18 protein-coding genes are annotated in these 17,387 nt (G+C 74.7%); 8 read left to right on the top strand and 10 right to left on the bottom strand.

Features of this window, described 5'->3' with window-relative positions:
• The first annotated feature begins 160 nt into the window (after positions 1–160).
• Both FZC61_RS16850 and FZC61_RS16845 read left to right on the top strand, forming a co-directional pair.
• A complete protein-coding gene (locus FZC61_RS16850; protein WP_148615330.1) occupies positions 161–1,630 on the top strand; it encodes an NAD-dependent succinate-semialdehyde dehydrogenase in 1,470 nt (489 codons plus the stop codon).
• A gap of 9 nt (positions 1,631–1,639) precedes the next feature.
• The gene (locus tag FZC61_RS16845) at positions 1,640–2,578 is read left to right on the top strand and encodes a glycoside hydrolase family 25 domain-containing protein (protein WP_148615329.1); all 939 of its coding nucleotides are present in this window, start codon (positions 1,640–1,642) and stop codon (positions 2,576–2,578) included.
• A gap of 24 nt (positions 2,579–2,602) precedes the next feature.
• Here FZC61_RS16845 and FZC61_RS16840 read toward each other — a convergent pair whose 3' ends face one another.
• Positions 2,603–2,971, bottom strand: a complete 369-nt coding sequence (locus tag FZC61_RS16840; protein WP_148615328.1) for a metallopeptidase family protein — start codon at positions 2,969–2,971, stop codon at positions 2,603–2,605.
• A gap of 100 nt (positions 2,972–3,071) precedes the next feature.
• On the opposite strand from FZC61_RS16840, the gene FZC61_RS16835 reads away from it, so the two are divergent.
• On the top strand, positions 3,072–4,544 hold the full coding sequence (locus FZC61_RS16835; RefSeq protein ID WP_148615327.1) for a polysaccharide deacetylase family protein: 1,473 nt from the start codon (positions 3,072–3,074) through the stop codon (positions 4,542–4,544).
• A gap of 42 nt (positions 4,545–4,586) precedes the next feature.
• Positions 4,587–4,913 (top strand): YkvA family protein, encoded by a 327-nt coding sequence (locus tag FZC61_RS16830; RefSeq protein ID WP_211357299.1) that lies wholly within the window; start codon positions 4,587–4,589, stop codon positions 4,911–4,913.
• On the opposite strand, the gene FZC61_RS16825 is transcribed toward FZC61_RS16830, so the two are convergent.
• From FZC61_RS16825 to FZC61_RS16805, 5 genes are all read right to left on the bottom strand, one after another.
• Positions 4,870–5,790 carry a LuxR C-terminal-related transcriptional regulator gene (locus FZC61_RS16825; protein ID WP_148615326.1) on the bottom strand — a complete coding sequence of 307 codons (921 nt, stop codon included), beginning with the start codon at positions 5,788–5,790 and terminating at the stop codon, positions 4,870–4,872. The two genes, FZC61_RS16830 and FZC61_RS16825, sit on opposite strands and share 44 nt — an antisense overlap.
• Before the next feature lie 95 nt (positions 5,791–5,885).
• Positions 5,886–6,479, bottom strand: coding sequence for a TIGR03086 family metal-binding protein (locus FZC61_RS16820; protein WP_170286142.1), 594 nt, complete (start codon positions 6,477–6,479; stop codon positions 5,886–5,888).
• A gap of 32 nt (positions 6,480–6,511) precedes the next feature.
• Positions 6,512–7,516: a sigma-70 family RNA polymerase sigma factor gene (locus FZC61_RS16815; RefSeq protein WP_211357298.1), complete on the bottom strand. Its 1,005-nt coding sequence runs from the start codon at positions 7,514–7,516 to the stop codon at positions 6,512–6,514.
• A gap of 21 nt (positions 7,517–7,537) precedes the next feature.
• Positions 7,538–9,133: a glycerol-3-phosphate dehydrogenase/oxidase gene (locus FZC61_RS16810; RefSeq protein ID WP_148615324.1), complete on the bottom strand. Its 1,596-nt coding sequence runs from the start codon at positions 9,131–9,133 to the stop codon at positions 7,538–7,540.
• The gene (locus FZC61_RS16805; RefSeq protein WP_148615323.1) at positions 9,130–9,735 is read right to left on the bottom strand and encodes a TetR/AcrR family transcriptional regulator; all 606 of its coding nucleotides are present in this window, start codon (positions 9,733–9,735) and stop codon (positions 9,130–9,132) included. The genes FZC61_RS16810 and FZC61_RS16805 overlap by 4 nt, the downstream gene beginning before the upstream one ends.
• Positions 9,736–9,752: 17 nt before the next feature.
• On the opposite strand from FZC61_RS16805, the gene FZC61_RS16800 reads away from it, so the two are divergent.
• Together FZC61_RS16800 and FZC61_RS16795 are read left to right on the top strand one after the other, a co-directional pair.
• Positions 9,753–11,354 carry an FAD-binding oxidoreductase gene (locus tag FZC61_RS16800; RefSeq protein WP_246142750.1) on the top strand — a complete coding sequence of 534 codons (1,602 nt, stop codon included), beginning with the start codon at positions 9,753–9,755 and terminating at the stop codon, positions 11,352–11,354.
• A complete protein-coding gene (locus tag FZC61_RS16795; protein ID WP_148615322.1) occupies positions 11,351–12,271 on the top strand; it encodes a diacylglycerol kinase family protein in 921 nt (306 codons plus the stop codon). The genes FZC61_RS16800 and FZC61_RS16795 overlap by 4 nt, the downstream gene beginning before the upstream one ends.
• Before the next feature lie 124 nt (positions 12,272–12,395).
• Here the strand turns inward: FZC61_RS16795 and FZC61_RS16790 are convergent, their stop codons facing one another.
• The gene (locus FZC61_RS16790; RefSeq protein ID WP_170286141.1) at positions 12,396–13,055 is read right to left on the bottom strand and encodes a pirin family protein; all 660 of its coding nucleotides are present in this window, start codon (positions 13,053–13,055) and stop codon (positions 12,396–12,398) included.
• 16 nt (positions 13,056–13,071) lie between these two features.
• On the opposite strand from FZC61_RS16790, the gene FZC61_RS16785 reads away from it, so the two are divergent.
• Positions 13,072–14,430: a GH1 family beta-glucosidase gene (locus tag FZC61_RS16785; protein ID WP_148615320.1), complete on the top strand. Its 1,359-nt coding sequence runs from the start codon at positions 13,072–13,074 to the stop codon at positions 14,428–14,430.
• 16 nt (positions 14,431–14,446) lie between these two features.
• Here the strand turns inward: FZC61_RS16785 and FZC61_RS16780 are convergent, their stop codons facing one another.
• Together FZC61_RS16780 and FZC61_RS16775 are read right to left on the bottom strand one after the other, a co-directional pair.
• Complete coding sequence (locus FZC61_RS16780) at positions 14,447–15,433, bottom strand: alpha/beta hydrolase (protein ID WP_148615319.1); 987 nt, start codon at positions 15,431–15,433, stop codon at positions 14,447–14,449.
• Positions 15,430–16,350, bottom strand: a complete 921-nt coding sequence (locus tag FZC61_RS16775; RefSeq protein ID WP_148615318.1) for an SDR family oxidoreductase — start codon at positions 16,348–16,350, stop codon at positions 15,430–15,432. Before FZC61_RS16775 ends, FZC61_RS16780 begins: the two co-directional genes overlap by 4 nt.
• Before the next feature lie 99 nt (positions 16,351–16,449).
• On the opposite strand from FZC61_RS16775, the gene FZC61_RS16770 reads away from it, so the two are divergent.
• On the top strand, positions 16,450–17,028 hold the full coding sequence (locus tag FZC61_RS16770) for a TetR/AcrR family transcriptional regulator (RefSeq protein ID WP_148615317.1): 579 nt from the start codon (positions 16,450–16,452) through the stop codon (positions 17,026–17,028).
• 70 nt (positions 17,029–17,098) lie between these two features.
• Here FZC61_RS16770 and FZC61_RS16765 read toward each other — a convergent pair whose 3' ends face one another.
• Positions 17,099–17,365, bottom strand: a complete 267-nt coding sequence (locus FZC61_RS16765) for a hypothetical protein (RefSeq protein WP_148615316.1) — start codon at positions 17,363–17,365, stop codon at positions 17,099–17,101.
• Positions 17,366–17,387: the final 22 nt, after the last annotated feature.

Raw genomic sequence — 17,387 nt, 5'->3', positions numbered from 1 at the left:
GACCCAGAAAAGGAGCGAACCCCCCGCCGCATGGGGTCGGCGAGGGGCTCTGTCGTCTTTCTTGGTGCTCCCTCCGAAGGACGACACCGCAACGATACGACAGCGGGCAAGGGTGTGTCCCGCTCTTGACCCAAACTCCTCGGGTGCTTGGCTGGAGGGCATGACCGGACCAGACCGTCTCCATTCCCTGCTGTCCCCCGCGCACCGTGACCTGCTGATCGCGGGTCGTTGGCGTGAGGCCGACGACGGTCGGCGCTTCGACGTCGTCGACCCGGCTGACGGGTCGGTGCTCGCGACCGTGGCCGACGCGTCGGCGGGCGAGGCGGTGGAGGCGCTCGACGCGGCGGTGGCGGCGCAGGCCGACTGGGCGGCGACGGCGCCTCGCGAGCGGGGCGAGATCCTACGCCGGGCGTGGCAGCTGCTGCACGACCGCGCCGACGACGTCGCGCTGCTGATGAGCCTCGAGATGGGCAAGCCGGTGGCCGAGGCGAGGGGCGAGGTGGCCTACGGCTCGGAGTTCTTCCGCTGGTACGCCGAGGAGGCGGTCCGCGTCCACGGGCGGTGGATGCAGGCCCCGGCCGGCGGCTCGCGGCTGCTGACGATCAAGAAGCCGGTCGGGCCGTGCCTGTTCATCACCCCGTGGAACTTCCCGCTCGCGATGGGCACCCGCAAGATCGGGCCCGCGATCGCCGCCGGCTGCACGATGGTGGTCAAGCCCGCGGCGAGCACGCCGCTGACGATGCTGCTGCTGGCGGTGCTGCTCGAGGAGGCCGGCCTGCCGCCAGGCGTGCTCAACGTCGTGACCACGACGCGCGACAAGGAGCTCAGCCAGACCCTCCAGGCCGACGACCGGCTGCGCAAGGTCAGCTTCACCGGGTCGACGGCGGCCGGGCGGGTGCTGGTGCGCCAGAGCGCCGACCAGCTGCAGCGGGTTAGCATGGAGCTCGGTGGCAACGCGCCGTTCCTGGTGTTCGCCGACGCCGACCTCGACGCGGCCGTCGACGGGGCGATGGTCGCCAAGATGCGCAACATGGGCGAGGCCTGCACCTCGGCCAACCGGTTCCTGGTGCACGCCGACGTCGCCGAGGAGTTCGGGCGCAGGCTCGCGGCGCGGATGGGGGCGCTGAAGGTCGGGCGTGGCCAGGACGACGGGGTCGACGTGGGTCCGCTGATCGACGAGCGGGCCGTCGAGTCGGTCTCGCAGCTGGTGACCGACGCGGTGCACGACGGGGCCCGGCTGCTGGTGGGCGGCGACGCCCCCGACGGGCCCGGCTACTTCTACAACCCGACGGTGCTGGTCGACGTACCCGCGGAGTCGGCGATCAACACCCAGGAGATCTTCGGGCCGGTCGCGCCGATCACGACGTTCACCACCGACGAGCAGGCGATCGCGGCGGCCAACGACACCGAGTACGGCCTGGCCTCCTACGTCTACACCCGCGACCTGGCTCGCACGCTCAAGGTCGCCGAGGCCCTCGACTTCGGGATGGTCGGGGTCAACACAGGCCTGGTCTCCAACCCGGCGGCGCCGTTCGGCGGCATGAAGGCCAGCGGGTTCGGGCGCGAGGGCGGCTTCGAGGGGATCGAGGAGTACCTCGAGACGACGTACGTCGCGCTCCCGGCTCCGTAGCCTGTCGCCATGAGGTGGTGGGTCGCGGCGTCGGTGCTCTGCCTCGTCCCGTGCGTCGTCACGGCGTGCTCGCCGGCCGAGCCCGCTGCGGCCCCGGACCCCACGACCACGTCGGCCGCGCCCACCGTGGTGAGCACGCCCGAGCCGACCGAGGCCGCTCCGCCGCCACCCACACCGACCCGCGACCCCCTGGCCGACCTGGTCGAGGAGGTCGAGGTCGACCAGGGGCCGGTCCTCGGCGCCGACCTCAGCTGGCCGCAGTGCCCGCCGGGCCTGGGCATCCCCGAGAAGCGGTCGAGCGGCCAGCCGCCGCCCGTGCCCGAGGCGCGCTACGTGATCGTCGGGCTGACCAACGGTCCGGGCTTCCACCCCAACCCGTGCCTGGCCGACCAGGTCGCCGAGGTGCGCCGGCGCGGCCAGCTCGTCGCGGCCTACGCCGTCGCGTCCTACCCCGAGGCCGCGCAGCTGACCCGCCACGGCCAGGAGGGGCCCTACGACGGCGCGACCGACGCGGGGGCGCTGGCCAACACCGGCTACCAGCAGGCGTTGTTCAACGTGCGCTCGATGCGGGCTGCGGGGCTGCAGACGCCGGTGGTGTGGATCGACGTCGAGCCGGTGCCCGACTTCGCGTGGAGCAGCGACCTGACGGCCAACGCTGCCGTGGTCGCCGGGATCGCCCGCGGCTACGAGGACGCCGGCTACCGGATCGGCGTCTACTCGACCCCGCTGCTGTGGGACGGCGTCGTCGGCGACCTCGAGCTCGGGGTGCCGGAGTGGCGGGCGGCCGGTCAGACGTCGTCGGCCGAGGCGCTCTCGCGGTGCGGCGACGACTGGGTGATCCAGGGCGGGGAGGCCGTGCTGGCCCAGTGGGTGCAGGACGACCGTGACATGAACCTCACGTGTCCCGGTGTCTCGGCCGACCTGACCGCCTGGTTCCACCGCTACTGAGCCGGCCCCGCCCCCGGCGTAGCGTCAGAACCAGCCGCGGGAGCGCAGGTCGGCCTCGCCGATCCCCAGGGCGTGCCCGACCTCGTGGCCCAGCACCTTCAGCACTCGCGGCGCGACCTCGTCGCGGGTGGCGCAGACGCTGAGGATCGGGACCCGGAACAAGGTGATGAGGTCGGGCAGGCTGCCGGGCACGCGGCTGCCCGTCCTCGTGTGCGGGATGCCGCGGAAGCTGCCGAGGAGCAGGGTGCCGGGCGCGGCCTCGTCCGGGTCGGGCTCCTCGCGGACGACGACCGCCATGCCGGCGACCAGGGTCGCGGCCTCGTCGGGCAGCCGGTCGAGCGCGTCGCGGACCAGGTCGTCGAAGGCGTCCGGGGGGATCTCGTCGGGGCTCACCCCTCGATCGTGCCCGGCGGGTGGGAGCCGCACCGATGACGTAGGCCCAGTACGCCGAACGCGTGGTGCGTCCTGGCGTCGTCGTCCTCATAGTGGGCCCATGACGAGACGACGGGGTGTGACCTTCGTGGCGGCCTGCCTGCTGGGACTGCTCGCGGTGCCGGTCCCGCTGCCGCCGGCCGTCGGGCTTCGCGGTGCGAGCACCGAGGCGACGCTCGCACCGACCGTCGTGTCGATCACCTTCGACGACACCTACGCCGACACGATCCCGGCGCTCGACCAGATGCAGGCCCGCCGCCTCCCGGCGACCCTCTACGTCAACAGCCAACGGGTCGGCTTCAGCGCCGCGTACCTGAGCCGCGCCCAGCTCCAGGCCTACGCGACCAGCGGGTTCGAGATCGGTGGGCACACCCTGACCCACGAGGACCTCACCACCCTCACGCCCGAGGCTGCGAAGGCCAACATCTGCGCGGACCGGACCAACCTGGTCAACCTCGGGTACCGGGTCACCTCGTTCGCCTACCCGTTCGGGGCCGAGGACCTCACCACGCAGCAGGCGGTGCGCGACTGCGGCTACAACTCGGCGCGCATCACCAGCGACCTCCGGTCGCCGACCAGCTGCCTGCGTTGCGCGACCGCCGAGTCGATCGCCCCGCTGAACCCCTACGAGATCCGGACGCCGGCGACGATCCGCTCGACCTTCACCCTGGCCGACCTGCGGGGGATGGTGACCCAGGCCGAGAACGACCGCGGTGGCTGGGTCCCGCTGGTGTTCCACCACGTCTGCGACGCGTGCGGCGGCAACTCGATCCCGCTGGCGACCTTCACCGCCTTCCTCGACTCGCTGCAGGCCCGCCCGGCCACCACCACGGTCAGGAACGTCGACCAGGTCGTCGGGGGCGCGGTGCAAGCCCCGCCCGGCGGCACCGACCCGGTGCCCGACAGCACCACCGTCGTCATCGGCAGCCAGAGCCACGTCCTCGACGGCACCAACGCCTACCGGGCCTCCGGCTACCTGGTGATGTACACGCCGGTCAAGGGCGCCTCGACCGGCACCAACCCGTACGGCACCGAGGTCTCGGTCGTCTCGGGGAAGGTGACGGCGGTCCAGAGCGGGGTCGGCAACATGGCCATCCCGAAGGGCGGTGTGGTCCTCTCCGGCCACGGCGACGCAGCCACCTGGCTCAAGAGCCACGCACCCGTCGGCGCGGCGGTGACCTTCCTCGGCGCGGGCGACCCGCCGCCCCCGCCGCCTCCGCCGCCTCCGCCGCCTCCGCCGGCGGGCACGTACCCGACCACCCAGGTGACGATCGGCGGGCAGACCCTCGCGGTCAGCGGCGTCGACGTCGCCCGGCGGACCAACTACCTGGTCGTCTACACCCCGGCCTCCGCAGCGACGACCGGCACCAACGAGTACGGCTTCGAGGCGGCGGTGGTGGGCGGTGTCGTCGTCGCCGTCCAGAACGGCGTCGGCAACATGGCGATCCCGCCCGACGGCTACGTGCTGTCCGGGCACGGCACCGCGCGCACGTTCCTCCTGGCGCGGGCGACCGTCGGGGCCGCCGTCACCTGACGGCCGTGCGGCGATGGCCACCCGTCGTGCGAGGGTGGGGCGGTGGACGTCTCCGACCTGCTCACCCTCGTCCTTGTGGTGCTCGGCGTGCTGTTCCTGCTGGGTGTCGCGGTGATCGTCTACGTCATGTGGCGCTACCGGGTGCCGCCGCGCGGGCTCGCCGCGATGGTCGGGGCGCTGGTCTACCTCGCCAGCCCGGTCGACGTGCTGCCCGAGGTCGTGCTGGGCCCGCTGGGCCTGGTCGACGACGCGGGCGTGGTGACAGTGGTCGGGATCTGGGTCTACACGCTGGTGCAGGCCCGCCGGATCCTGCGCGACGCCGGGGTCAGGCCGGCGCGAGCGCCGCGGTCAGCGCCGCCCGCGAGCTGAGCCCGAGCTTGCGGTAGACCCGCGAGAGGTGGCCCTCGACGGCCTTGACCGAGACGAGCAGGTGCTCGGCGATCTGGCGGTTGGTGAGGCCGTCGAGCGCGAGCAGGGCGACGCGTCGCTCGGCCGCGGTCAGCGCGGCCAGCGCCTCGGACTGGGCGCGGCGCGGGGCCTCACCCATCCGGTCGAGCAGGCGGCGGACCCGGCTCTGCAACGGCCAGAGGTCCTCGCGGGCGGCGTAGGCCTCGGCCGAGCGGAGCAGCGCCAGGGCCTCGGCGTCGTCGCCGGTGAGCACCAGCAGGCCGGCGAGGTCGGTCTCGATCTGGGCGCGCAGGCGCGCGGCCTCGACCCCGTCGAGCAGCTGCAGGGCGGTGCGCAGGCGCGGGACCCGTTGGCTCGCGGCCTCGACGGAGGGGTCGGTCGTGGCGAGCACACGCAGCGCCAGCGCCACGTCGTACGCCGCGCCGGTGGCCACCGCCAGGTCGTGCTGGGCGCGCGCGAGGGCGAGGGCCTCGACGCGCTGCCCGGTGCGCAGCAGCGCCAGGGCCGCCCCGGCCCGCCAGGGCACCAGCAGGTCGTCGGCCCCGGAGCCCCCGGCCGCGGCGCGGAACCGCTCGACCGCGAGCTCGGGCTCCCCGGTCGCCGAGGCCAGCTCGCCGAGGGCGTGGTGGGCGCGGGCGAGGTCGTCGGCCTCGGTGAGGTCGTCGGCCAGCGCCAGGGCCGCGCCGAGCTCGCCCTGCGCGAGGTGGCACTCGGCGAGCATCGCGGTGGCCACGGCGGCGTCCTGGGACGTCGTGGCGGGGTCGGCGATCAGGTCGACGAGCCCCGCGACCGCGGCGCGGACGAGTCCGCGGCGGACCAGGTCGTGGAGGGAGTCCACCAAGGCACGGGGAGGGGCGGGGACCATGGCGTCAGGTTAGGAAGCGGGCCGTCGCCGCGTCCGACGAATGCGCCAAACCCGGGCCGGTGGACCAGTCATCCCGGTCTGGTCCGGCAGGGCTGCGGACGGTGGCCGGGAGCGCGTCCGAGGAACGCCAGCAACCGCTCGCCCGGGTCGGCCCCGGGCCGCGGGCGCAGGGCCGCCGCGAACCGGTCGCCGCGGTCGTTGGGCCCGACCAGCGTCTCGGCGACCGGCAGCAGGGCCCGCGCGAGCGCGGGGGGCAGCGGCGTCGCCCGCCCGGTGGTCTGCGCGATGTCCCAGCCGTGGGTGGCGACCTCGACGGCCGCCACGCGGGAGACCAGACCGGTCGGCAGGGGGAGGCCGCCGACGACGACCAGGGACGGCGTACCCGGGGCGCTCCAGGCGCCGAGCAGCTCGGCGGCCACGCCCTGCAGCGCCGCCACGCGGACCTCGAGGGCGCGAGCCCGCCGGGTCACGGCGATGGTGCCGTGGGCGCCCTCGGTGAAGGCCTCGAGGGCGTCGTGCAGGTGGTCGAGCAGGTGGTCGAGGTCCCAGCCCGCGCAGGGCGTGGCGCGATGGAGGTGGGCGGGGTGGACGTGCCGGAGCGCGACGCGGGTGTAGGCGAGCGCGCGCTCGAGCAGCTCCACCCCGGGTTCGGGGTGCGACACGGCGGGGTCCGGTGGTTCGGTTGTCCGGGTGGTCAGGCCGTCGGCACGTGGTCGGCCGGCAGCCGGTCGGGCAGGCCGAACGTCTTGAACAGCCGCGTGTCGAAGAACGCCGTCACGTGGCGCACCTTGTCGCCCTCGAGGTGGAGGACCTGGAGGTGGAAGGGGTCGAAGTGGCCGTCGGGCATGCGCATGTAGAGGCCGAACGCGGGCTGGCCGTTGGCGACCGTCTCGATCATCGGCATCTCGTTGACCCCGCCGGGGCACTGGGTGCCGATCAGCTCGCCGATGGTGGTGGCGCCGCGGTACCAGTTGGTGAACGGCGGCATGTCCCACGTCGCGTCGTGCTTGAGCAGGCTGACGATCGTGTCGATGTCCTTGGCCCAGAAGGCCTCGAGGTAGCGGTCGAGCAGCCGGCGCTGCCGGTCGTCGAGGTCCTCGACGACGGTGTCGGCGGTGAGCGCACGCTCGCCGAGCTGGGCGTGGGCGCGCTGCAGGGCGGAGTTGACGGCCGCGACCGTGGTGTCGAGCGTGTCGGCGGTCTCGGCGGCGCTCCAGCGCAGCACGTCGCGCAGGACGAGCACCGCACGCTGGCGCGCTGGGAGGTGCTGGAGCGCGGCGACGAAGGCCAGGCGCAGGGTGTCGCGCTCGGCCACCACGACGGCGGCGTCGGGCACCGGCTCGAGCCACGCGATCTCGTGGTTCTCCTCCAGGGCGTCGCCGGCCAGCTGGTCGCTGGTGCCGAGGCCGGCCGGGAGCGGGCGGCGGGGCTTGCCCTCGAGGTTGGTCAGGCAGACGTTGGTGGCGATCCGGTAGAGCCAGGTGCGCACCGAGCTGCGGCCCTCGAAGCTCGCGCTGGCCTTCCAGGCGCGCAGGAACGTCTCCTGCACCAGGTCCTCGGCCTCGTGCACCGACCCGCTCATCCGGTAGCAGTGGGCCATCAGCTCGCGCTGGTAGCGCGCCGTCAGGCCGTCGAAGTCGTCGAGCTCGGTGGTGGTGCCGCTGGTCGTCATCGTCTCGTTCCCGAAGGTCGTGCTCATGCCGTGGTCTCCCGCCGTCGGTCAGTCTGCTCCTTCCACCGACCCGGGTCGACCCCCGGACTCATCGGTCCCGAACCGGGACGTCGCTGCGGCCACGAGGGCGAGGGCGCGCTCGGCGGCGGGCAGGGCGGCGGCACGGTCGGCGGCGACCAGGCCGACGCGCGTACGCCGGTCGAGCAGGTCGGCCGCGTCGTGGGCGCCCTCGTGGGTGACGCCGAAGACGAGCTCGGCCAGGGTGACCGGGACCCCGTCGGCGAGCGGGGCGAGCAGCTCGTCGTCGCCCAGGCCGGTGACCTCGCGGGCGGTCTCGAGCACCAGGGCGGCGTCGGTGCCGAAGCGGCGTACGAGCCGACGAGGCTGCTCGAGCGCGGCCAGCTCGGGGCGGGGCGCGGCGCCGAGCAGCGGCAGGGTCGCGGTGACGCAGGGCCCGCCGAGGCCGGTGCGCTCGTGGACGACGTCGAGGGCGTCCTGCGCCATCTTGCGGTAGGTCGTCAGCTTGCCGCCGACGACGGTGACGACGCCGGTGCGGCTGGTGAGCACGGCGTGCTTGCGCGACAGGTCGGCCGTCGCGCCGTCGGCGTGCAGCAGCGGCCGCAGCCCGGCGTAGGCCCCCACGACGTCGGAGCGGTGCAACGGCCGCTCGAACGACGCCGCGACGACGTCGAGCAGGAAGCCGACCTCGGCGTCCGACGGCGTCGGCACGTCGGGCAGCTCGCCCTCGACGGGCTCGTCGGTCAGCCCGACGTAGAGGGTGCCGTCGGGCTGCGGGAGCACCATCACGAACCGGTTGGTCTCGCCGGGCACGGGGGCGAAGACGGCGGTGGTGAGGCCGGGCAGCGTGTCGGCGCGCAGCACGAGGTGGGTGCCGCGGCTGGGGCGCAGCGTCACCTCGTCGACCAGGTCGCCGGCCCAGACCCCGGTCGCGTTGACGACGGCGCGCGCGGTGACGTCGTACGGCGCGCCGGTGAGCTCGTCGCGCAGGCGGACCGAGGTGCCGGTGGCGGCCAGGACGCGGGCGCGGGTGCGGACGTGGGCGCCGCGCCCGGCGGCGGTGCGGGCGATGGTGGTGACCAGGCGGGCGTCGTCCTCGAGCTGGCCGTCCCACGACAGCATCCCGCCGGACAGGCCGGCGGCGCGCAGCCCGGGCGCCATCCGCAGGATCTCGGTGGTCGACAGCCGCCGGGGCGGGGGCAGCGTGTCGGCGGAGGTGCGGGCCCCGCGGCGCAGGCCGTCGCCGGCGTGCAGCCCGGCGCGGGTCAGCGCGCGCTGGGCCCTGCTGGTGGTGGAGGTGAACGGGACGACGTACGGCATCGCGTGGGTGAGGTGGGGAGCGGTGACCTCCATCAGGACACCGCGCTCGGTGGCGCTCTCCATCGCGACGCCGACCTGGCCGTGGGCGAGGTAGCGCAGGCCGCCGTGGACGAGCTTGGACGACCACCGCGAGGTGCCGAAGGCGAGGTCGTGGGCGTCGACGGCCAGCACCGACAGGCCGCGGGTGACGGCGTCGAGCGCGACGCCCGCACCGGTGACCCCGAGGCCGATGACGACGACATCGACGTCGGTGGGCGCGCCGGTCAGGCCGGGGGTGATCCGGGTCGGCGGGGTCACGGCGGTCACGGCGCCAGTACCCGGGTCAGGACCAGCGCGAGCTCGGCGTCGAGCTCGGCCTCGGTGACGCGGTCGTCGACCATCGTGTGCGCCGACAGCACGAAGCCGTGGGCGGCCAGGACCAGGGCGCGGGCGATCGCCGTGGGGTTGCCGGCGCGCACCTCGCCGGCCTGTTGGCCGGCGCGGATGGCGGCCTCGGCGATGCCGAGGACCAGCTCCTGGGAGCGGCCGCGACGCGCGAGCAGGTAGGGCAGGACCAGCTCGGGGTCGACCTCGAGGATGCGCACGAACAGCTCGTTGACGCGCAGTGCGCGGACCACGGCGACCATGCGTCCGACGAGGTCGGTGGTGTCGGGGGAGTCGGGGGAGTCGGGGGAGTCGGCGGTGCCGGCCACGACGGCGGTCCACTCGCGGGTCATCAGGTCGCCGAGCAGCGTCGGCATGTCGGCCCACGTGCGGTAGATCGTCATGCGCGAGACGCCGGCGCGGCGGGCGACCTCGGTCAGCGTCGTACGCCGCCAGCCGACGTCGAGCAGGCAGGCGCGGGCGGCGTCGAGGTAGGCGTCGGCGGGCTCGCGCTGCTCGGACTCGTTGTGACGAAGTGACGCCATGTGTCACACTGTAACACGTGACTCCGATCGTCCCCACCGTCCCGTCCCACCAGCAGACCGAGATGCACCCCCAGCGCTGGGGCGATCCGGCGCGCGCCGCCGCCCTGCCCGAGTCGGCCCGGGGTCTGGTCGAGCTCGCCTTCGGGCTCGACGAGCGCCCGGCCGTCGAGGCCGTGACGCTGCCGGCGTCCGGGCTCGACGACGCGCTGCTCGACGCGCTGCGCGACCGGCTCGGCGCCGAGCACGTGCACACCGACGACGCCACGCGCCGCCTGCGCACCCGCGGCAAGTCGACCCCCGACCTGCTGCGGGCCCGCGCCGGCGACCTGGCCGACGCCCCCGACGCCGTCGTCCGGCCCGGCACCCACGACGAGGTCGCGGCCGTCCTGGCCTGGGCCGTCGAGCACCACGTCGCCGTCGTCCCCTTCGGTGGCGGCACGTCGGTCGTGGGCGGCCTGGTCGCGCGTCGTGACGGCTACGCGGGCCTGGTCTCGCTCGACCTGGTGCGGATGAAGCGGCTGCTGGCCGTCGACCACGTCTCGATGACCGCCACCCTCGAGCCCGGCCTGCGCGGCCCCGAGGCCGAGGCGCTGCTCGCCGCCGAGGGACTGACCCTCGGCCACTTCCCGCAGTCGTTCGAGCACGCCACGATCGGCGGCTTCGCCGCGACCCGCTCCAGCGGCCAGAGCAGCGCCGGCTACGGCCGCTTCGACGCGCTCGTCGTGGGGCTCCGCGTCGCCACGCCGCGCGGCGACTGGGTGCTCGGCTCGTCGCCGGCCAACGCCGCCGGCCCCGACCTGCGCCAGCTCGTGCTCGGCTCCGAGGGCGCCTTCGGCGTGATCACCGAGGTCACCGTGCGCGTGCGCCGGTTGCCGGCCGTCAAGGTCTACGAGGGGTGGCGCTGGCCGTCGTTCGACGCGGGCGCCGACGCCATGCGGACCCTGGCCCAGGCCGGGGTGCTCCCCACCGTGCTGCGCCTCTCCGACGAGCACGAGACGGCGATCAACCTGGCCAAGCCCGACGCGATCGGCTCCGACAGCGCCCCGGGCTGCCTGATGATCACCGGCTACGAGGGCGACGCGGCCGCCGTCGAGGCCAGGCGGGCCGCCGTCACCGCCGTGCTCGAGGGCCTCGGCGGCGTCGGCCTCGGCACCGAGCCGGGCCAGGCCTGGGCCCACGGCCGCTTCGACGCGCCCTACCTGCGCGACTCGATGCTCGACGTCGGCGTGCTCGTCGAGACCATGGAGACCGCCACCTGGTGGAGCAACCGCGCGAGGCTCTACGCCGACGTCCGCGCCGCGCTGGCCGCCTCGCTCGGCGACGGCGCCCTCGTGCTCTGCCACGTCAGCCACGTCTACGAGACCGGCTGCTCGCTCTACTTCACCGTCGCCGCCAAGGCGGGCACCGACGCCCTCGCGCAGTGGGCGGCCGCGAAGGCCGCGGCCAGCGACGCGATGGTGGCCGCCGGCGCGACGATCACCCACCACCACGCCGTCGGCACCGACCACCGGCCGTGGCTGACCGCCGAGATCGGCGAGCTGGGCGGCTCGGTGCTGCGCGCCGTCAAGGCCGACCTCGACCCCACCGGCGTACTCAACCCGGGGGTGCTGGTGCCGTGAGGTCCTTCTCGTTCCTGGTCAACCCGGCCTCCGGTGGCGGTGCGGCCCCCGGGGCCGTCGTCCCGGTGGCGCGGCTGCTGCGCGACGCGGGCGCGACCGTCGACGTGACCTACTCGCCCGGCCCGCTCGCCATGGCCGCGCTGGTCGAGGCCGCGGTCGCCCGGGGCGACGTGGTCGTCTCCGTCGGCGGCGACGGCATGCTCTCCTCCCTGGCCGGGTCGGTCTCGACCGCCGGGGGCACCCTCGCGGTGCTGCCCGCCGGTCGGGGCAACGACTTCGCCCGGATGCTCGGCCTGCCCGACGTCGCCGCCGGCCCCCAGGCGCAGGCCCGGATGCTCCTCGAGGGCGCCGTACGCCGCGTCGACCTCGTCTCGTGGGCCGCGCCGGGGCAGGCCCCGCGGCGGGTGGCCGGGTCGGTCTACGCCGGCATCGACGCGCGCGCCGGCGAGATCGTCGACCGCGCGCACCGCCTGCCCCAGCAGCTGCAGTACCCCTACGCCGCCGTCCGCGCCATCGCCGGCTACCGGCCTGCGCGCTTCCGGGTCTCGGTCGACGGTGAGGAGCGCACCTACGCCGCGGCCAACGTCGTGGTCGCCAACTCCGGCTACTACGGCAAGGGCATGAAGATCGCGCCCGACGCCCGCCTCGACGACGGGGTCCTCGACGTCGTCGTCATCGAGGCCGCCTCCCGGTTGTCGCTGATGCGTTCGCTGCCGAAGGTCTACGACGGCGGTCACGTCGCCCTGCCCCAGGTCACCGTCCTGCGCGGACGCCGCGTCGAGGTGGCCGCCGACGCGCGTCAGCCGGTGCCGGTCGGCGGTGACGGCGAGCCGCTGGGCGTGCTGCCGGGGCTGGCCGGCGAGCCCGCGGTGGTCGAGGTGCTGGCGTCGGCGTTGGCGGTGGTCGGGGCGGTCTGACCCGCCCCTGGTTTCACCGGCCGGCCGGTGAAACCCTGACCGGGACGACGAAATCTCATCGTCCCGGACCGCCCTTCACCGGCCGGCCGGTGAATCCTGGGGCTGCTGGGACTCGGCCTGCCGATCAGCGGGTGGTGCCGAACGACCAGACCAGCAGCTCGGAGTCGACGCCGGCGGTGACCTCGAGGGCCGGCTCGTCGGTGAAGCGGAAGGCGTCGCCCTCCTGCAGCGGCTCGGCCAGCGAGGAGCGCAGCAGCGCGCCGCGGGCGACGTAGACGTGGGTCAGCGGGCCGGGCGGGATGACGCCGGTCGCGCCGCCAGGCACCCGGAGCACCTGGAGCCGGGCCCCCGGGAAGACCTCGACGCTGTCGCCCTCGACGACCTCGTACGACGGCGCGGCGGGCTCGTCGCCGGCCTCACCCTCGGGCGGGGTCAGCCAGACCTGCACGAAGCGGGTCTGCGGGGCGGCGGCGACCTCGCTGTGGTCGACACCGGCGCCGGTGCGCAGCACCGCGATCGAGCCGGCCTCGACGCGGGTGGTGCCCTCGGGGCCGGTGTGGGCCAGGGCGCCGCTGACGACGTAGGTGACGATCACCAGGTCGCTGTGCCGGTGGGTCTCGAAGCCGCGCCCGACGCCGACCAGGTGGTCGTCGTGGCAGACCATCGGACCGAAGCGCAGGTTGTCGGCGTCGTACGACGCGCCGAACGCCAACGAGTGGAAGGTGCGCCGTCCGGGCTCGCGCTCGACGAAGCGTTCGGTTCCCCGGCGGATCTCCGTGCTCACGGGCATCATTGTGCAGGTGCCGCCCCTCCCAGCCGACGGCGTCCCCCAGCTTCCGCCGGGGTTCGTGCTCGGCGCCGCCACCGCGGCCTACCAGGTCGAGGGTGCCGTCGACGCCGACGGGCGCGGTCCGAGCATCTGGGACACCTTCAGCCGTCGCCCGGGGCGCATCGTCGACGGCACGACCGCCGAGGTCGCCGCCGACCACTACCACCGCACCGCCGAGGACGTCGCCCTGCTCCGCCGGCTCGGGGTGTCGTCGTACCGCTTCTCGGTCTCGTGGTCCCGGGTCCTGCCGACCGGCCGCGGCCCCGTCAACGCCGCCGGGCTCGACTTCTACGACCGGCTCGTCGACCAGCTGCTGCAGGCGGGGCTCGACCCGATGGTCACGCTCTACCACCACGACCTGCCGCAGGGCCTCGAGGACGACGGCGGCTGGATCAACCCGGCCACCGCCGTCGCGTTCGGCGAGTACGCTGCCGTGGTCGCCGAGCGGCTGGCCGACCGGGTCGGGTCCTGGGTGCCGCTGAGCGAGCCCAACGTCGCCAGCTTCCTGGGCTACGGCCTGGGCACCCACGCCCCCGGCCACCGGCTGCTGTTCGACTCGCTGCACTGCTCGCACCAGGTGCTGCTCGCCCACGGCCGCGCCGTCTCCGCGCTGCGCGCGGCCGGGGCCCGCGAGGTCGGGTGCGCCAACAACCATGCGCCGATCTGGCCGGGCAGCGACGACCCCGCCGACGTCGGCGCCGGCAAGCTGTTCGACTCGCTGTGGAACGGCATGTTCCTCGAGCCGATGCTGCTGGGCCGCTACCCCGTCGACATCGCCCCGCTCATGGAGGAGCTCGTCCAGCCCGGCGACCTCGCCACGATCCGCCAGCCCCTCGACTTCTACGGCGTCAACTACTACAGCCCGATCCGGATCGCGGCCGCCCCCGACGACGCGCCGATGCCCTTCGAGGTCTTCGAGATGGTCGGCTACCCGCGCACCGACCGGGGCTGGACCGTCGTGCCCGACGCCCTGCGCGAGTGGCTGATCACCTTCCGCGCGCGCTTCCGCGCCGCGCTCCCGCCGATCGTCATCACCGAGGCAGGCGCGTCGTACGGCACCGGGCCCGACGAGCACGGCGTCGTCGACGACCAGGCCCGCATCGACTACCTCGACGCGCACCTGCGCGCCGTCGCCACCGCGTGCGAGCGCGGGGTCGACGTCCGCGGCTTCTACGTCTGGTCGCTGCTCGACGGCTTCGAGTGGGCCGAAGGTCTCTCGCAGCGCTACGGCCTCGTGCACGTGGACTTCGAGACCCTCCAGCGCACGCCCAAGCGCTCCTTCGACTGGTACGCCGCGGTGATCGCCGCGCAGACCCGCTCCGTGGGCTGAGCGCGGGCCGCCCGTCTCAGGCCGCGGGTCGGACGACCGTGCGGAGGAACGCCGACAGCTCCGCCCAGACCTCGCCGTCCTCGGGGGCGGTCTCGAAGAACCCGCCGTGTCCCATGGCCTCCCATACGTGCAGGTCGGCCCGGACCCCGGCGCGCCGCAGGGCGCGGTGCAGCAGGACGGTGTTGGACAGGAACAGGTCCCGGGTGCCCGAGGTCAGGATCGTCGGCGGGAAGCCGGCGCCGAAGTCGCCGAAGAGCGGCGAGAGGTGTGGGTGGCGCAGGTCGTGCCCGGCGGCGTACAGCGCGTTGGCGTGGGGGAGCGGGCGCAGGAAGTTGTCGACGCCGTCGTTGAGGGCGAAGGAGTCCCCGGACTCGGTGAGGTCGGCCTCCGGGGTCTGCAGCAGGCAAGCTGCCGGCAGCGGGAGCCCCTGGTCGCGAGCGCGCAGCACCGCGGCGGCCGCCAGGCCCCCGCCGGCTGAACGACCGGCGACGACGACGTCCTCGGGTCGGTGGCGCTCGAGGAGGAAGGCGTAGGACGCGACCGCGTCGTCCACGGCGGCGGGGAACGGGTGGTCGGGCGGCAACCGGTAGTCGGGCGCCCAGACCGGCAGGCCGAGACCGTGTGCGGTCGAGCGGGCGAGGTGGACGGTCGCCTCCCCGCTGCCGGAGGTGTAGCCGCCGCCGTGCAGGTAGAGCACCACGGGAAGCCCGCCGGGGGCGGCGGGGTCCGCGGGGGCGACGAGCTCGTGGACGGTCAGCCCCGACACGTCGTGCGTGGTGACCGCGCACGGGTAGCGGGCCGCGAGGGCGGCGAGGTACGGCGCTGCGGCGGCGTCGCGACGCTGGGAGAACGCGCGCCAGCCGTCGGCGTCGTGCGGGCTCGGCTCGGGCTCGGAGAAGAGTAGCGACGCGAGGGGGGATCCTGCGGCGACCGCCGCCCGGGCCTCGGGGCTGATCGTGCTCGGTGGTGGCACCGGGCGGGCGGGGAACCGGGTGGTGCTCACGCCGGGTCGCCCAGGGTGAAGTAGTGCGCCGTGGCCAGGTCCTCGAGCAGGTCCGGGTGCTCGGGACTCCAGCCCAGGACCGTGCGGGTGTGGGCGCCCGAGGTGGGGTTGTCGACGCCGACGAGTCCGGCGAGGAAGGAGAATCGCGCCTCGACCTCGTGGAGCGCGACCGGTTGCGGGTCGGGGAGGTGCAGGCCCCGGGCGATCGCTGCGGCGATGTCTCGGAACGGCACCCCCTCCTCGGCCACGGCGTGCAGCCGCGACCCGGCCGGGGCCGACTCGAGGGCCCGGCGGAACACTCGGGCCGCATCGAGGGTGTTCACCGCGGGCCACCGGTTGGCGCCGTCCCCGACGAACCCCGCCGCGTGCTGCTCACGGGCCAGGGCGACCAGGGTGGGCACGAACCCGACGCGGTCGAGGTGGCTGTGCACCACCGGGGGCAGCCGCACCGCTGCGGTGCGCACGCCCCGTGCGGCGTGGGCGACCAGGAGGTTCTCGGCGTCGATGCGCGCCCCGCCCGGGAGGGTGTCGGTCTCGGTGAGCACCCCGGCATGGCCCTGCACGGCGAACGGGACGGTGCCGGCGGCGACCACCAGGGGCTTGTCGGAGCCGGCGAGCCCCCAGGCGAGCGCCTCGACGGCACGCAGGTCCTCCCCCAGCGCACCCGCGTAGTCGCCCTGACCCATCAGGTCGTGACGGAAGGCCAGGTGGATGACGCCGTCGGCCTCGCGGGCCGCGTCCTGGAGGCTTTCGAGGTCGTCGAGCCGGCCGTGGCGGACCGAGGCGCCGCTGCGGGCGATGGTCGCGGCCGCCTGCTCCGAGCGGGCCAGGCCGGTGACGTGGTGCCCTGCGGCGAGCAGGTCGGGGACGACGGCGGAGCCGAGGTGGCCTGAGGCGCCGGTGACGAAGACGTGCATGGTGATCTCCTGGTGAAGGTGATGGCAGTGACTGACATCGATCGTAGCTCATGATGGCAGTCGCTGTCATCACGCGGCGACGAGCGGTAGGTTCGGGTCATGGCCCGATGGGAACCCGACGCGCGCGGTCGTCTGCAGCAGGCGGCCCTCGACCTCTTCGCCGAGCAGGGCTTCGAGACCACCAGCGTGGCCCAGATCGCCGAGCGGGCCGGTGTGACCGAGCGGACCTACTTCCGGCACCACGCCGACAAGCGGGAAGTGCTGTTCGCGGGGTCGGAGGACCTCGAGGAGCTCGTCGTGGCCGGCGTCCGCGGGGCTGCGGACGGGGTGTCACACCTCGAGGCGCTGGTGGGGGCCTTCGCGTCCGCGCAGGACTTCTTCGACGAACGTCGTGCGTTCGTGGTGGCGCGGCACCAGGTCCTGGCGGCCAGTCGCGAGCTGCGGGAGCGCGAGCTGGCCAAGCTGGCGGCGCTGGCGGCGGCGCTGGCGGCGGCGCTGCGCGCCCGCGGGGCCACGCCGGTGACGGCGTCTCTGCTCGGCGACGTCGGCGTCGCGGTCTTCGCGACGGCCTTCGAGAGCTGGGTCGTCGACGGCGGGTCGCTGGCGGCGCAGGTGCGTGACGTCGCCCGCGAGCTGGCGCAGGCCATCCACGACGACACCTCGGTCGGCGAGCGCTGAGCTCTCCGGCCCGACCGGCCCGACCGGCCCGACCGGCCCGAGCCGCTGCGTCGGTCGGGCCGCAGGGAGGTCAGTGTCCGGGCAGCATGGCGAGCAACCCGGCGCTGCCGGCGAGCATCTCGGCGTAGGTCCCGTCGGTCACGGCGTGCCGCAGGGGGCGCACCCGCTCGACGAGGATCTCCGACGGGGTGGGCTCCTGGGCGAGGAGCCCGATCACCTCGTTGGTGAAGTCGGCGACGGGCATCGCGGTCGGGGCGTCCTGCATCCCCCCCACACCCGGCACCGACGCGGCCGACAAGCTGCGGCTGCTCTCGGTGATCGGGTCGGGGACGTTCACCGCGTAGTACTGCCCTTCGAGG

Source organism: Nocardioides rubriscoriae, assembly GCF_008087085.1.
GTDB classification, from domain to species: Bacteria; Actinomycetota; Actinomycetes; order Propionibacteriales; family Nocardioidaceae; genus Nocardioides; species Nocardioides rubriscoriae.
This window is presented reverse-complemented; position numbering and strand designations above follow the sequence as displayed.